The sequence below is a fragment of the Halorientalis brevis genome, from assembly GCF_023077655.1.
In genome coordinates this window covers 630,727-645,618 of the sequence record NZ_JALLGV010000005.1, presented here as the reverse complement: position 1 = coordinate 645,618, position 14,892 = coordinate 630,727, and the positions used below count along the sequence as shown (strand labels likewise).

The window sequence follows — 14,892 nt, the reverse complement described above, 5'->3', positions numbered from 1 at the left end:
GTCGTTACTTCGGCGGGCGCAGACGGTAGTAGCGACGGTTGAGGGTGAACATGTACCCCTCGCGCATCGACTTGAGCACCGCGTAGCTCATGAAGCCGAACACGAACGGCAGCAGGAACGTCAGGTCGAAGAGCAGGTGCGCGTCGATGGGCACCAGGTTCTTGACCGACAGCGCTGCGATCGTGAACGCGAACACGACGCCGAAGACGCCGACGGACGCCCAGAACGGCTGTTCGACCGGTCGGCGCGCGCTCCCCTTGTTCAGGAAGGGCACGATCGTGATGAACCCGACGACGACGAGGTTCGCCAGCACACCGTAGGTACGGTCTGCCATCAGCTTCTTCCCGCCCAGCAGGGCCAGCTCGGGATTGAGCGGACCGAGTTTCAGCAGCCCGAACGACCAGTACAGGTACCAGTCGGGCAGAATGACTGCCGGCGTGGACGACGCGTTGGCCGGCGGCAGCATCTCCGGCGGCAGCGTCGCCGAGAGAAACAGGATCATGCCGATGAAGAAACTCGTCAGCGAGAGGTTCCGGATCATCTCGTGGGGCCAGGCCGGGAAGCCGAGCACGTCGCGCTCGACGTAACTCGACTCCTGGCGCAGGTCCTGATCCTCGCGGCGTGCGCGCTCGAAGTACTCGTAGGTCAGCCGGGAGAGCCCCTGGGAGCGCTCCTTGCGCTCGCTCCAGGTGGGCGTCTCGTCGTCCGGCGGGACGATACCGGTTCCGCCGTCAGTCTTGGTGGTGTTGTCCTCACTCATGGTTTTAGTGGGGTTCCGCGATGCCCTGCATCCAGACGATGCCGATGTGGATCGCGATCAGCATGGTCACGACGAACGGCAGGAAGAACACGTGCAGGATGTACATCCGTTGCAACGTGGCCTGCGTCAGCGTGAATCCGCCGAACAACAGCTGTGCGACCCACTCTCCGGCCATCGGGATGGAGAGTGCCATTTCGACGCCGATCTGACCCGCCCAGAACGACAGCTGGTTCCAGGGAAGCAGGTAGCCACTGTATCCGAACACCATCGTCATCGAGATGAGGACGATGCCGAGGATCCAGTTCAGCTCACGCGGTTCCTTGTACGCGCCCGTGAAGTAGACGCGAAGCATGTGCAGGAACACTGCCGCCGTCATCACCTGTGCGGCCCACCGGTGAATACTCCGGAGCATGTACCCGAAGTTCAGGTCGGTCATGATCGAGGTGACCGACGCGTACGCGACGGTCGGGTCACCAGTCGCCCCGGCCGCAGCGGGTGCGTAGTAGAATCCCAGTAACGCGCCGGAGGTCGCTGCGACGAGATACGCTAACGTCGAGAACGACCCGAGCGCGTACAGCGGGTACCAGTACCAGAACTTGTTGTCGAGTCCGTACTGCTCCGTGTGGCTCTTGGGCATCTGGAGGTTGACCTTGTAGTACATGTCCTCCAGCAGCTCCAGGTAGTCGACGAGGCGGAGGCGTTTGTCGAGCCACATCAGGATGGCCAGATAGCGCGTCTCGACTGCGGTGAGGTCGCGCGACTCCATCCAGCCTTTGTGGTCGTGTTCGTCTTTCTTCTCGAGACTCATGCTATTCGCCTCCTTCGCTGCCGCCGTCGGACTCCGGCCGCGGCAGTGCAACGAACGATTTGCTCACCGGGCTGAACGGGTCGTAGATCGACTGGTGGCACTGGCAGTACACTTCGTTCTCGGCGCCGAACTTCGAACTCCCCTCGTAGGTCTTGAAGCCGGGAACACAGCAGAAGTGGGTACACTTGTTCAGCCAGGCCATGAAGCCCTGGTCGGTCGCGGCGCTCAGGAAGTTCTTGACGTCGCTCGGGAGTTCGCTGTACTTCCCTTCGCCGTTGGCCATCTGCTCGACGCGCTTGCTGCGGATGACCTGCACCGGGATCGTCTGGACGTCACCGTCAGAGCGCCACGTGGCCTCGGCGGGCTTGCCGACGCCGGACTTCCCGATGTTGTTGCCCCACTCCTCGTAGTCCGAGAAGTCGTCGACGGTCAGTTTGGCGCCGCCCTCGAGCTCTTTCTGCCACTCGAGGGTCGGCGAGGGATTCGAACGGAAGAAGTTGTCCTGATCGGCCGACGGTGCGAGTCCCTCGTAGTTCTGGACGCCGCAGTACTGGAACCAGGCGTTGGAGTAGGTAACTCCGCCGACGTCCGTCTTCGCGACTTTGACTGTGCGACCAGACTGCGTTTCCTCCTGGACTTCCGGCCAGAGGCCTTTGAGCGCCCCGTCGGAGTCGATCTCGAGGGGGATGATCGGCATGCCGCGGGGAGCCGGGCCGTCGGTGTTCTCGATGCCGACGAACTGGGTGATACCCCCACCGACACCGGAGGGCGAGGTCGCCGTATCGAGGGCGGCCGCGCCACCGACGCCGACACTTGCGAGCGCTGCGCTTCCGACGACGCCTTTCACGAAGCGGCGACGTCCTGTCTCTTTCGGATATTTGTCTTCGTCTAGTGGCATGGTTTATTTCTTGTAGTAGGGGTAGAGAGCCTTCTTGACGCCCTCCCAGGGTTCTTCCATGAACGGCGTCCCTTCCATGTCGTCAGAGCGGACGTAGAGGTCCTCCCACTTGCGTCGGCGTTTCTTGACGATCATCACGTCCGGCAGGAACTCCTTCCGGTACAGCATGAGGATGAACGCCAGGTCGATGAAGATGATCGCCAGGATACCGCCCATGTACATGTTCCCGAACTCGGTCAGTGCCCACCCGGAGATGAGTCCGTAGGTGAACAGACCGACGAACACGACTTCGACGACCGTCAGGAGGACGATCGCGAGCGCCGCTGCCGTGCTCTCGCGTGGCGGTTCGTACCTGTGAATGTCTCCGTAACTGCTACCTTCGGATGCCATGTTAGTCGTTACCTCCCTTCGTGTGCGGTGATTCACCGTACTTCAGCAGGAAGAACGTGAAGATCAGCGACACGAACATCATCAGGATCGTCGCGATCCCGACCCAGTGTGCCTGGAACGGCACGCCCATGTGCGTCGGGTCGGTGTTGGCCTGATGTCCGCCGCCGCCGCTGCTGGCGGCTTTGGTCGGGTAGTCGGTCCCGACGACGATCGAACCCAGCATTCCGCTCGCCTTGTGTGGGTTGCAGTAGTAGTTGTAGACGCCGTCGGAGTTGAACGTGTGCTCGAAGTTGACGCCGGCCGACGCCGTCGGCGAGCCCGACTCGAAAGAGCCGTCCTCGGCGACGACGTTGTGCGCGCCACCTTCGCCCGTCCACTCGAACTTGACCGTCGCGCCGTTGTCGACGTGGACTGCAGCCGGCCCGAACGCCAGGCCGCCGTCACCGGCACCGACTTCCACGGTCACTTCCGACTGGCCCGTCTTGTCGGCGACGGAGCCGGAGTAGTTGTTCGCGCCGTCCAGGTAGCCACCGAGGTCCGGCGGACCCGTGGGTGCGCTGCCACCGCCACCGCCGCCTGTCTCATTGCCGCTGGTTGCGTTACCGCTGCTCGCGTTACCTTCTTGAGCGACGGCTGTGCCTGCACCAGCAGACACGGCGGCGGTACCGCCGGCAGCCCCGCCGGCTGTTCGGAGAAAGTCCCGCCTGTTCATATACAATTGAGAACTCAGAACTGGCTTTGTATAAACCCACCGAATACGCCCCCAGCACCGGCGATGAACTACTCACGTGCTGTTTCGGAATCCCCGTCCGTCTCGCCAGGCGAGTCGCTCGTCTCCGTCGCTTGCATGCGCGTGGTTGCGGCTCCCAGACGCCTTATTCGTCCGCAGTGTCCGTCCCCGTCTCCAGACGGTTCGGTTCGTCGCCGGTCCACTCCCCGTCCTCGACTGGGAGGAAGTCCGGGCGTTCGCCCGATTCCATCCCGATCGCGCGCAGTCGGTTGCGGTACTCCTCGGCCCGGAACTTGTCGGACAGCCGAGCGTTCGCGACGGTCGCGAACAGCACGAACCCGATCACCAGGAACGCCAACCCGGCCAGCACCATCAGCGTCAAGTTCAGGTCCTGCCCGACGCGGGTCGTCGGCGGCTGCAGGACGCCGAGGGCGAACAGGACCCACGACAGGAGCAACCCGATACCGGCCAGCACCTGCACGCCGGCGATGGCCTGCAAGACGAGATTGCCGAGTTCCCCGCTCCCTTCCGCGACGTCGGCGGGGTCGGGGAGGACCTCGCCGTCCGGCATGTCCGGGACGTCGTAGTCGTCCATGGAACACAACGCGACGACGGGCTCGACGTCCCGCAGGACGGTCCCCTGTCCCTCGACGGAGCCGTCGGGGTTGACCGTCGCGTACCCCTCGTCGGAGTAGGCCACGATCCGCCCGTCGTCGAGCCGTTCGACGCGCGCGAACACGTCGCGGATGGCGACCCTGTACTTCAGGTCGGCTTCGACGCGGTCGAGCAGTTCCTCGCCCGTGATCCACGTGTCGGGATCGAACGCTGCCTCCCACTCGTCGGCGCTCATCTCTGCCATGTCGTCGGGGCCGAAGTTCTCGAAGTCGTACTTCTCCTCGACCTGCTGGCGGAGCTGTTCGGTCGAGAGCTCCTCCGTCGAGTCCTCGCGGTCGCTGGCCTCCCGCTCGTCATCACCGACGCGGTCGTCGGAGGCGTCACTCATTACCGGATCGTTAGGACGCGACGTTCCTTAGCGTGACGGTTGCCAGCGCCGCCAGCGGACCGACAACTTTCGCGGCAGCGCTGCTCGCCAGGGGAGTACTGTTCCGGGTGCTCTGACACGCCCGTTCCGGCACGCTTTAACGGACTTCGTCCGTACCGCCGGGCATGGCCCTGTCGGACGGGACGATCGCGACGGGCGTTCTCGTCTCGGTGACGCTCAGTTTTCCCTGCTTTCTGTACGGCGCCTGGATCATGATCGACGCCGACGAGGTCACCTGGGGCGTTCTCACTCACCATCTGAAGTTCATCGCGACTGGACTCACGCTCACGACCGTCCCGCTGCTCGGGTGGATGCTCCCGCGACTCGTCGAGCAACTCAACGGGTTCGCGGCGATCCACGCGTTCCTCGGTCTCCAGGCGTACGCCATGCTGGCGTTCGGGTTCACGGGCATCGTGCGCGTGTTCCGCGCGAAGTGGGAACACGACCTCTATCACGACTACGACGAAGACGTCCTGTTGGACGAGATCGGTTCGGACCGCCTGCAGTTCTTCCGACGACGGATCCGTATCGGCGTGTTCGGCTACGTCTTCTTCTGGATACTCGCGTATCTGGTCGGGGTTGCCCGATACCTCATGAAATACTGGCTCGTCAGTTGACGGGAGGAGACCACGCGTCCTGGCCTGGGGGTCGTCGGTCGGGGGCCCGACCGACTCGTCAGCGGGAGGGAAACGGAGAATTCGAGGGGAGATGAGAGAGGTACACTGTGTGTGGCAGCGTCGAATCGCGGTGATGGCGTGAGTGCCGATTGCGTCTCCTAGTGGTTCGCTCCGAAACAACTGGGTCGGCGTGGAACGACTGGCCGGCAGCACAGCGAGACAGCGCGATGGCGTCCGATACCGCCCTCCAATGCACGACCTCGTCTGTGAAGTGATACCACGTCGGAACAGCCCGAGAGGTGTCCCGAATGCCGTGCTGTCGACCGTTCCTCGTCTCGTAAGGTCTTCCTATCGACCCTACGATTAGGTAGCGACCTGCTACTGCATTAACTGTTTTTTCGGCTTCCAGGGGGTTACTCAGAAGATAGTGGCCAGTTGGTCCCTCCACTGATAGTCGTCCGTCCCGATTCCGTCGATCGAATCGCGGGCGGTAATCTGCTCGTTCCGTCTGGTAGCGGGGCCTTACCGGGCTCACCAGGGCTCGCCGCTCGCGAGGTCGACCTCGCTGTCTCCCTTGGCCGACGGGCAGATGTCCGCGAGGACGCACTCTCCACAGTCGGGATTGCGCGCCGTACAGGTCGCGCGCCCGTGACTGATGAGCAGGTGCGTGAAGGCCTGCCACTCGTCGTCGGGAACGAGGGGCATCAGGTCTGTTTCGATGGCTTCCGGCCGCTCCTCCTCGGTGATGCCGAGCCGACGCGTCAGCCGCTGGACGTGCGTGTCGACGACGATGCCCTCGACGACGTCGTGGCCGTGCTGGAGGACGACGTTCGCGGTCTTCCGGCCGACGCCCGGCAGGTCGGTGAGGTCGCTCATCGTGTCCGGGACCTCGCCGTCGTGTTCGTCTCTGATCTTCCGGCAGGCGTCTGTGATGTAGCCCGCCTTGTTGTTGTAGTAGGTCACCGAGTTGAGATCCTCGGCCAGTTCGTCCGTGTCGACCTCGGCGTAGTCGTCCGGGGACTGGTACTTCTCGAAGAGGTCGGCGGTGACTTTGTTCACGCGTTCGTCGGTGCATTGGGCGCTGAGGACGACCGCGACGAGCAGTTCGAGTCGATTGGAGAAGTTCAGCGAGATCGTCGAGTCGGGATACTCCTCGTGGAGGCGGTCGATGACTTCCTGTGCCTGCTCCGCGCGCGAGTCGAGCGGCGTTCCCATACGAGAGGGGCCGGCCGGTGATGACTTGTGGCTGTCGAGTTCTGTGCGGTCGGCTGGACCGAAGGGATATACCGCTGGCTGTCGTTCCAGTGGGTGTATGGCTATTCGTCGGCTGCTCCGCGGGCAGCTCTCGTGGGCACGTCTCGAACCCGTCGTGAAGGAGGTGTGTGATCGGTACGACCTCCCGGAGGGCGACGTCGAGTTCCTCGAAGCCGACAACTGGCTCTCGACGCCCCTGGTGGTCGACGAACAGGTGTTCGTGAAGGTCATCTCCGGTCAGAACTCCATCGTCCACGCGCTGTTGACGGCCGGACGCAACCTCGGCGCCTTTTCGAGCGGGACCGAGGGCTTTTTCGAGCACTTCGATGCGCCGGTCGAGATGGCCGAACACGAACTCGCCGCGACCGAGCGGATGCGCGAACTCGGGATCAACGCCCCCGAGCCGCTGGAGGCGTTCGAGGTCGACGGCCTCGGCGTGCTCGTCATGGAGTACCTGCCGGCGTTCCGCACGCTGGACGAACTCGACTCGGCGACAGTGGCGGCGTACGCCCCGGCGCTGTTCGACGCCCTCGCGACGATGCACGACAACGGACTCGCCCACGGCGACCTCCGCGAGGAGAACGTGCTCGTCGCCGGTGGCGGTCCCGCGAGCGACGTGAGCGAGACCTCGGCGGACGGGCAGCCCGCCGGTGAACTGTTCTTCATCGACGCGACGAGCGTCTCCGAGGCGAGCATCGACGACGCCCGGTCCTACGACGTGGCCTGTGCGCTCGGGTCGCTGACGCCCCACATCGGCGCGCGAGAGACGGTTCACGCGGCGCTGTCCGCGTACTCGCCGGCGGAGCTCCTGGGGGCACGCGAGTTCCTGGATTTCGTCAACATCCGCCCGGACCACAGCTTCGACGCCGCTGCGGTCAAAGGCGAGATCGAAAAGGCTGCAACACGCCCGCACGGGGCGTGAGCGGTGTCGGTCAGAACTTATTCACACGGGAGCGAGCCGGCGCGGCTGGCGTCGCCGACGAGGACCACGCCGCACATCGTCGATTTGCCGTGGATCGAGCAGTAGTACTCGTAGGTCCCCGGATCGTCGAAGGTGTAGTTGATCTCTTCGCCACCCTCGGCTTCTTCCTGGAAGTCCCACTGCGTCGCACCGCTGTTGAACTGGGCGCTCGTGACGTCGTGGGGAATCCCGTCGCGGTTGACCCAGCGAACTTCCGTCCCTGGTTCGACTGAGACCTCCATCGGCGCGAACGCCAAGTTGTCGATGTCGACGACCTGTCCGTCGGGTTCCGGCGTCGCCGTCTGGGTCGTCTCCGTGGCGTTCGTGTCGGTCGTCGTGTCAGCGGGCGACTCGGTCGCGTTCTGCGTCGTCTGCGTGTCGGTTTCCGTGGGCAATTCTGTGGGCTCCGTCGTCTCCGTCGTCTCGGTCTGCATTCCACCTGCGCCCGTCGGTTCGGTCGTGTCTGCTGAAGCGCCGTTCGGTTCCGTGGTCGTGTTCCCACCCTGGTCTGCACAGCCGGCAACGAGTCCAGCCAGTGATACACCACCAATTCGGAGGACGGCACGTCTATCGAGACGCATGCAACCGAGATTCAACGTCCAGGTACCTGAAACCAAGGGTGGAATCTGTTGGCAAATATTTTACGACGAACTGTGAGGTTCGCGCGGGAGTGGCTTTTTCACCTCGCGTGTGCAATCATTGCCGGTGATTCTATGAGTCAGGAAGGCCAGGCCCCGTTCGAGCAGTACATCGACGGCGAGTGGGTCGCGGGCAGCGGCAGCGAGACGTTCGAGAGCACCGATCCCGCGACCGGCGAGTCGCTGGGCGAGTTCCACCGTGCGACAGAGGCAGACGTTCGGCGCGCAGTCGCGGCGGCGGACGACGCCTTCGAGGCGTGGCGCGACCGGTCGTACGTCGACCGGGCCGAACACCTCTGGGACATCTACCACGAACTGCGCGAGCGCACGGACGAACTCGGTGAAGTCGTCACCAGAGAGTGCGGCAAAGAGATCAGCGAGGGCCGCGCGGACGTCGTCGAAGCGTACCACATGGTCGAGTGGGCCGCCGGCAACGCGCGCCACCCTCACGGCGACGTGGTGCCCTCCGAGATCGCGAGCAAGGACTCGTACATGCGGCGGAAACCACGGGGCGTCGTCGGCTGCATCACGCCGTGGAACTTCCCGGTCGCGATCCCGTTCTGGCACATGGCCGTCGCGCTCGTCGAAGGCAACACCGTGGTCTGGAAACCCGCCGAGCAGACCCCGTGGTGTGGCCAGATCGTCGCCGAAATGTTCGCGGACGCTGGGGTTCCCGACGGCGTGTTCAACGTGGTCCAGGGCTTCGGCGACGCCGGCAACGCCATCGTCGAGGACGAGCGCGTCCCGACGGTTCTCTTTACGGGTTCTGCAGAGGTCGGGCACAAGATCGCAGGGAAACTCGGCGGCGAACCCGGTCGCGAGGTGTCCGTCGAGATGGGCGGGAAGAACGCCGTCGTCGTCACCGAACAGGCGGACCTGGACGTCGCGGTCCACTCGGCAGTGATGTCCTCGTTCAAGACCACCGGCCAGCGCTGCGTCTCCAGCGAGCGCCTGATCGTCCACGAGGACGTGTACGACGAGTTCAAAGCGCGCTTCGTCGATCTCGCCGAGGACGTGGCCGTCGGCGACCCGCTCGACGAGGACACGTTCATGGGGCCGGTCGTCGACGAGAGCCAGGTCGAGAAGTTCCACCGGTACAACGACCTCGCGCGCGAGGAAGGCGTGACTGTCCTCGTGGACCGCGCCGACCTTGACGACGACGAGATTCCCGAGGGACACGAACAGGGCCACTGGATCGGGCCGTTCGTCTACGAGACCGAGTACGATCCCGAACTCCGCTGTCTCAAAGAAGAGGTGTTCGGCCCCCACGTCGCGTTGATTCCCTACAGCGGGGACGTCGAGCGAGCCGTCGAGATTCACAACGACGTCCCGTACGGACTGGCGGGCGCGATCATCAGCGAGGACTACCGCCAGCTCAACTACTACCGCGACCACGCCGAGGTGGGCCTCGCGTACGCGAACCTCCCGTGTATCGGCGCGGAGGTCCAGCTCCCGTTCGGCGGCGTCAAGAAGTCCGGGAAAGGGTCGCCCTCTGCCCGGGAGGTCATCGAGGCGGTCACCGACCGAACGGCGTGGACGCTGAACAACTCGACGGACATCGAGATGGCACAGGGGTTGTCCGCCCAGATCACGACGAGCGACGACGGCGACTGATCGTCGCGAGTAAGTCATTCCGTGAGGATGAAAGTCCCGGCAGGCCGACGCTCCCTGCCGGGGACGCGCCGACGGGACGAGGCAGATTGCGACTGGGTGGCTGTCCGGACAGCCATCGTCGCAACGGTGGCCGAGCAGCGAGGCGGGTGCGTCCTGTGATGCCGGTCGTGACGTGAAAAGCGCCGTACCGGCACCAATCGGTACGGCACCCCAGAAAATAAATATTCGGTTAGGTTCGCCGGTCCCGAAGCGCCGGGAACTCGTCGCGGACCGCCTGGACGCGGTCCGGTTCGATCGTGGCGGTCACGAGCGTCGGGTCGTCGTCGGCGCTCGCGAGCACAGTCCCCCACGGGTCGTACACTGTCGACCGACCGAGCAGGGTCGCGTCGTCGAACGCTCCGCTCCCGTTGATCGTGGCCACGTAATACTGGTTCTCGATCGCCCGCGTGCGGGGGAGCGTCTGCCAGTGCTCGACGCGGGGATAGGGCCACGCGCTCGGGACGAGCACCAGGGTCGCGCCGGCTTCGACCAGTCGCCGATACAGCTCCGGGAACCGGAGGTCGTAACAGGTCGTCATCCCGACGGTGAACCCCTCGAACTCGACGGTCGGGACTGCCTCGCCGGGGACGAGCAGCTCCTGTTCGGCCGACCCGTACCCGAAGAGGTGTCGTTTCCGGTACACCGCCTGCCGCTCTCCGTCGCGGTCGAAGAAGACGCTGGTGTTGGCCAGCCCATCGGTGGCCGGGACTGTGGCGTCCGACTCCCGGGCGGTCGCAGCCAGGTCCTCGACGATGCTCCCGGCCAGCACTGCCACGTCGTGTTCCCGGGCCGTCGCAGAAATCTCCGCAAGCGTCGGGCCGGCCAGTGACTCTGCGCGGCGGCTGTAGCTGTCGAACGCGAAGTAGCCGACGTTGAAGACCTCGGGGAGTGCAACGAGGTCGACGCCTTCGGCAGCGGCGTCGGCAATGGCGTCTCGTGCGCGCGTGACGTTTTCGGAGACGTCGCCGCTCTCGATGGCCAGTTGTGCGAGTGCGAGCTTCATCTTAGGCCTCGATTCCGAGATCCACGAGCAGCGCCTGTTCGATGTTGTGCAGTTCCTGGTCCATGTTCCGTTTGAAGTAGCGCTCGACGCCGGGGAGTTTGCCGTCGACGGTAAAACGAGTAATCAGGCGCGTCCCGCCGTCGATGGGTTCCAGTTCGTGTTCGCCGACGACGCGCATCACCTTCGAGCGGCCGACGAACTCCACCTCGGTTGGCGGTTCGAACTGCGTGTCTTCCGTCTCGACGGCGATGGATCTGTCGACGACGGGGATCGGGAGCTTGAGGTACCAGGTCGCGGCGTGCTCACCGGTCTGCTCGAAGTCGGTGACGACGCTGATCGGCCGGGCGCGCTTCTCCGGGTCAGCGATGAACGACCATACCTCCTCGGGCTCTGCCGGCAACTCGAACGTTCGCTCGACCCGGACAGTCATACCCCCACTTGGGGTCCCGCGTCAAAAAAGAGTGCGACTCGACTCGCAGCGCGTAATCACGCGCGCGTGACTCGCCAGGTGGTCGACCGCGCACGTCCCCACTTTTCGATCTCGACCTCGTCGGATTTCTCTGCCAACCGGGGCAGACGAGCACCGACCTGCTTTGCGGACAGGCCGATACTCTCGGCGATGTTTTTGGCGCGGACGTACGACTCACCTCCAGCGACCTGGTCGCGGAGGTGCTCTATAATGCGTTGTTCCTCCTCGCTGTAATCGGTCATACCAGAACTAGGCGGTGCTGACTTTTAACGGTTTGTTTCCGGTAAATGTCGCGTGCCTACCGATACAAACGAAGCGTGTTCACGAGAAAATGTGGATCACTGCGACGGCGATCGACCCCGCGATCATCGCGAGTGCGAACCCCCAGCCGGTGGTGAGTTGGTCCGCCGAGGCGATGAACATCACGAGCGCTCCGATGATGGCGACGACTCCGAAGACGAGGCCGAGTCCCAGCGATTTGTCCGACTGCAGTCCGGTTTCTGCCATTAGGGCTGGATTCCGCCAGCGCGTACTTAGTTCATACGGATACTGCCTGTCACCTCCGTATTCCTGCGATCGAACTACCGACTGGCCGCACACTCCAGGCCAGAAGACATATCCTACCGCTTCTACTCCGATGTATCGAAGCGTATGTCTCGGCTCAAGGACCAATTTCTCGGCAGTACTGCGCGGATCGCTGCGACGGCCGTGCTCTCGATCGCCGTCGTGGTCGCACTCGGCGTTCTGTTCGGCCTGTTCGGCGTCCCTGGGGTCGCAGCCGTCCAGAACAGTTTCGGCCCGGTCAACGACTCGACGACGACGATCCACACCGACCTCGTCGTCTCGAACCCGAACCCGGTCGGCGTCTCGCTCGGCGGGTCGACCGTCAACTACACCGTGTCGATGAACGACGTTCGGATGGCCAGTGGACAGAAAGAGGGCATCGAGGTCGGCAGAGGGAACTCGACGCTCTCTTTTACGACGTACATGCGAAACGAGCGCATCCCGGCCTGGTGGCGCTCCCACGTCGCGAACGGCGAGCAGACCCAGGTGCTGATCGACGCCTCGGTGCGTTCATCGACGTTGGGAGGCAGAACCGTGTCGCTCCCACAGAAAAAGCAGGTCGAGACGGACGTCATCGGGCAGTTCAACTCGACCGAAACCCGCCCGATCAACGCGAACCGCGCGTTCGTCTCCGACCCGGTGCTGTACGTCAACGAGACGAACGCCCAGTGGGATCAGGCGGGCCTCTCCCGCGAGCGTACGCCGATCAACATGAGCTTCGACGTGTACAACCCCAAACCGTGGCCCTACGCGGTCACGGAGATCGGCTACACGATCACGATGAACAACGTGACGGTCGGTGAAGGGAGCACTGAGGAGGTCGCGACCGTCATGCCCGGTACGACCGAGCGGCTCCGGACCGAGACCGCGATGCGAAACCAGCGGCTGGACGAGTGGTGGGTGAGCCACCTGCAGCGCGACCAGGTCACGGACCTGCGGATCGACTTCTACCTCGTCGTCGATCCCGAAACGAACGCCGGGCTGGGGAGCGTCGGGGCGTTCCGGATTCCACTGGACCCGATCGATTACGAGCGGACCATCGAGACGGACATCTTCGGCACCAAGAACGAAACGACCGCCAATACCAGCACGAGCGACGACAGCGCTGACCGGACCCCGACTCCCGGCCGAGAAGACGAGACCGACCAATCGACCTCGACCTCGGCTGCCGACACGACGACTGCCCGGGACACGGCGGCTGCCGATGACGGCACCACGACGGCTGACCGGTCGACCACGTCGGGCGACGACGGTGGCCTGTTCGGGGACGACACCGGTTCGACGCCCGAGACGGCGACTGACGACGGCGGACTGCTCGGCTCGTGAATATCTATCTGTTAGTTGCTAGGTTTTAAAGACCCCGTTCACGCCCACAGTAGGGTTTTATCCGTTGCCGCGAAAACGTGGTATCGCATGACACGGAGTGTTACCGCTCCTGATCGAGTTCTTCGACGGTGATGAAGAGCCCGATGGGGGGGTAGGGGTAACGACACAGGGAGAATCGATCCTCGTGACTATCGGCGACCAGACGCACGAACTGTCGCGCGAACAGGCTCGCGAGCTCCAGGCCGCGATTGGGGACGCGATGACTCGGAAACGCGAGTTCCTGCACACCGCAGGCGAACACCGCGAAGACGGCAAATACGTCGTCTCCCGTCGGAGTGCCGATTCGGCGGGCAACACGAAGGTGTTCGAGGACTTCGCGAACCTGCGGCGACTGTTCGAGCGGTTACCGGCGGAGTTCACCGCCGAGGACGTCAGTCGGACGGGGATCACGGGGTCGCGCCGGCACATGCTGGTGCGTCACTTCGCGGAACATCCCGCGTTCGACTGCTCGATCACGACGCGCAACCCGCTGACAGTTCGGAAAACAGCGACGAGCGCCGACAGGGGTTCCGAGGGGGAATCCGACTCGGCCACTGCCGACTGAGCGTTCCGCTCGGTCCGCGCAGTCTCACTGTTGCGCCTGCCCGGGAGCGCCGTCACCTGATGGTGGTGTGAACCGACTCTTCGTTGAGCGCCAGGTTCGTCGCGATCTCGGCGTTCCGCACGGCGTACTGAGCGGTCTGCTGAAGACTGACCAGTACCTCACGGACGCGGAGCAGGTCCTGGTTGTCCATCTCCGGGAGGTCCGAGAGGATTTCCTGCTCGCGGTTGCCGATGTCGGCGTACAGTTCGCGTACCTCGATCGCGGTGTCGTAGTCGCGGTTGACGGCAGCCGCGACACCTTTCTCGGTGATGTCGTTGACCTGGTCGGTGAACTCGCGGATGCGCCGCATCGTCGAGGACTCGACGTTCAGGGTGTGGCCGTCGGTCTCGAGGACGATCTCGGCGATGTCCTCGGCGTTGTCCGCGGTGAGTTCGAGGTTCTTCGCGATCGAGCGGTAGCCGATCAGCGGGAAGCCGTTGTCCAGCCCGACCGCCCGGGCGAGGTTCGGGTTCTGGTAGGCGGTGAAGATCAGGCGCAGGAGGAGCACGAAGATCTTGTTGGCCTGTCGCTCCCGGTTGAGCGCGCGCTGTGCGAGGTCGGGATTGCCGTGGGCGAGCGCCTTGACTGCCTCGTTGCGCATCGTCGAGCCGGTGGACTCGAGCCGTTCCAGGAGGTTGTCGAGCGTGAAGTCCTCGGGGTCGACCGAACAGCGGATCGCGATCCGCTCGGGCGTCTCTTCGATGACGCCCAGGCCCATGAGCTGGGTCTCGGCGTTGTAGACGGCGTTGATGTGTTCGCTCTTGAGCGTGCCGTCCTCGCCGGCTTCGACGTGGATGATGCGCCGCCCGAGCACGTACTGGGCGACGATCGCGCGTTCGACCGCGTCCGCATCGAGATCCTCGGCGTAGATGATGGCTTCCGACTCTTCGCTCTGGACTGACTCTGGCATCACCGTCAGCGTGCCTTTGCCGCCGATTCGGAGGGAGACCTCGTCGCCCTTCTCGACGTGGTGCTCCTGGGCCCATTCGGCCGGGAGCGTCATCGCGAGGGTCGACGGACCGAGTCGTTGCACCTTACGGGTTTCCATATGCCCTTTGTCAGTCGTCGCCACCCTTAATCTTGTCTATACACCACTTATGACGCCGAGGAATATAATATCTCTTCGTGATGGTTCC

General features: G+C 64.0%; 18 protein-coding genes. 5 read left to right on the top strand and 13 right to left on the bottom strand.

Going from position 1 to position 14,892, the window contains the following annotated elements; translation table 11 throughout:
- Positions 1–4: 4 nt before the first annotated feature.
- From MU553_RS15335 to MU553_RS15310, 6 genes are all read right to left on the bottom strand, one after another.
- Positions 5–760 (bottom strand): cytochrome b family protein, encoded by a 756-nt coding sequence (locus tag MU553_RS15335; RefSeq protein ID WP_247378945.1) that lies wholly within the window; start codon positions 758–760, stop codon positions 5–7.
- Positions 761–764: 4 nt separating this feature from the next.
- Complete coding sequence (locus MU553_RS15330) at positions 765–1,568, bottom strand: cytochrome b (protein ID WP_247378943.1); 804 nt, start codon at positions 1,566–1,568, stop codon at positions 765–767.
- A 1-nt stretch (position 1,569) separates the two neighbouring features.
- Positions 1,570–2,466: a ubiquinol-cytochrome c reductase iron-sulfur subunit gene (locus MU553_RS15325; protein ID WP_247378941.1), complete on the bottom strand. Its 897-nt coding sequence runs from the start codon at positions 2,464–2,466 to the stop codon at positions 1,570–1,572.
- Between the two features lie 3 nt (positions 2,467–2,469).
- Positions 2,470–2,856, bottom strand: coding sequence for a DUF7318 family protein (locus tag MU553_RS15320; protein WP_247378938.1), 387 nt, complete (start codon positions 2,854–2,856; stop codon positions 2,470–2,472).
- Between the two features lies 1 nt (position 2,857).
- Positions 2,858–3,568, bottom strand: coding sequence for a halocyanin domain-containing protein (locus MU553_RS15315; protein WP_247378936.1), 711 nt, complete (start codon positions 3,566–3,568; stop codon positions 2,858–2,860).
- A 163-nt stretch (positions 3,569–3,731) separates the two neighbouring features.
- Positions 3,732–4,589, bottom strand: a complete 858-nt coding sequence (locus MU553_RS15310; protein ID WP_247378934.1) for a DUF7319 domain-containing protein — start codon at positions 4,587–4,589, stop codon at positions 3,732–3,734.
- Between the two features lie 164 nt (positions 4,590–4,753).
- On the opposite strand from MU553_RS15310, the gene MU553_RS15305 reads away from it, so the two are divergent.
- Positions 4,754–5,245: a DUF7321 family protein gene (locus tag MU553_RS15305; protein ID WP_247378932.1), complete on the top strand. Its 492-nt coding sequence runs from the start codon at positions 4,754–4,756 to the stop codon at positions 5,243–5,245.
- A gap of 531 nt (positions 5,246–5,776) precedes the next feature.
- On the opposite strand, the gene nth is transcribed toward MU553_RS15305, so the two are convergent.
- Positions 5,777–6,460, bottom strand: coding sequence for an endonuclease III (gene nth, locus MU553_RS15300; protein WP_247378930.1), 684 nt, complete (start codon positions 6,458–6,460; stop codon positions 5,777–5,779).
- A gap of 97 nt (positions 6,461–6,557) precedes the next feature.
- On the opposite strand from nth, the gene MU553_RS15295 reads away from it, so the two are divergent.
- Complete coding sequence (locus MU553_RS15295) at positions 6,558–7,421, top strand: RIO1 family regulatory kinase/ATPase domain-containing protein (RefSeq protein ID WP_247378928.1); 864 nt, start codon at positions 6,558–6,560, stop codon at positions 7,419–7,421.
- A 17-nt stretch (positions 7,422–7,438) separates the two neighbouring features.
- Here MU553_RS15295 and MU553_RS15290 read toward each other — a convergent pair whose 3' ends face one another.
- Entirely contained in the window at positions 7,439–8,041 is a 603-nt protein-coding gene (locus MU553_RS15290) for a cupredoxin domain-containing protein (protein WP_247378926.1), read from the bottom strand.
- Positions 8,042–8,173: 132 nt separating this feature from the next.
- On the opposite strand from MU553_RS15290, the gene MU553_RS15285 reads away from it, so the two are divergent.
- Complete coding sequence (locus tag MU553_RS15285; RefSeq protein WP_247378924.1) at positions 8,174–9,712, top strand: aldehyde dehydrogenase family protein; 1,539 nt, start codon at positions 8,174–8,176, stop codon at positions 9,710–9,712.
- A 229-nt stretch (positions 9,713–9,941) separates the two neighbouring features.
- Here MU553_RS15285 and MU553_RS15280 read toward each other — a convergent pair whose 3' ends face one another.
- From MU553_RS15280 to MU553_RS15265, 4 genes are all read right to left on the bottom strand, one after another.
- Positions 9,942–10,754, bottom strand: a complete 813-nt coding sequence (locus MU553_RS15280) for a carbon-nitrogen family hydrolase (RefSeq protein WP_247378922.1) — start codon at positions 10,752–10,754, stop codon at positions 9,942–9,944.
- A 1-nt stretch (position 10,755) separates the two neighbouring features.
- Positions 10,756–11,184 carry an SRPBCC family protein gene (locus MU553_RS15275; protein WP_247378920.1) on the bottom strand — a complete coding sequence of 143 codons (429 nt, stop codon included), beginning with the start codon at positions 11,182–11,184 and terminating at the stop codon, positions 10,756–10,758.
- 56 nt (positions 11,185–11,240) lie between these two features.
- On the bottom strand, positions 11,241–11,465 hold the full coding sequence (locus tag MU553_RS15270) for a DUF7123 family protein (protein ID WP_247378918.1): 225 nt from the start codon (positions 11,463–11,465) through the stop codon (positions 11,241–11,243).
- A 79-nt stretch (positions 11,466–11,544) separates the two neighbouring features.
- A complete protein-coding gene (locus tag MU553_RS15265; RefSeq protein ID WP_247378916.1) occupies positions 11,545–11,730 on the bottom strand; it encodes a DUF7525 family protein in 186 nt (61 codons plus the stop codon).
- A gap of 144 nt (positions 11,731–11,874) precedes the next feature.
- On the opposite strand from MU553_RS15265, the gene MU553_RS15260 reads away from it, so the two are divergent.
- Positions 11,875–13,113 (top strand): LEA/WHy family protein, encoded by a 1,239-nt coding sequence (locus MU553_RS15260; protein WP_247378914.1) that lies wholly within the window; start codon positions 11,875–11,877, stop codon positions 13,111–13,113.
- 211 nt (positions 13,114–13,324) lie between these two features.
- Entirely contained in the window at positions 13,325–13,717 is a 393-nt protein-coding gene (locus tag MU553_RS15255; protein WP_345893384.1) for a DUF7528 family protein, read from the top strand.
- Between the two features lie 52 nt (positions 13,718–13,769).
- Here the strand turns inward: MU553_RS15255 and MU553_RS15250 are convergent, their stop codons facing one another.
- A complete protein-coding gene (locus tag MU553_RS15250; RefSeq protein WP_247378909.1) occupies positions 13,770–14,804 on the bottom strand; it encodes a phosphate uptake regulator PhoU in 1,035 nt (344 codons plus the stop codon).
- Between the last annotated feature and the right edge of the window lie 88 nt (positions 14,805–14,892).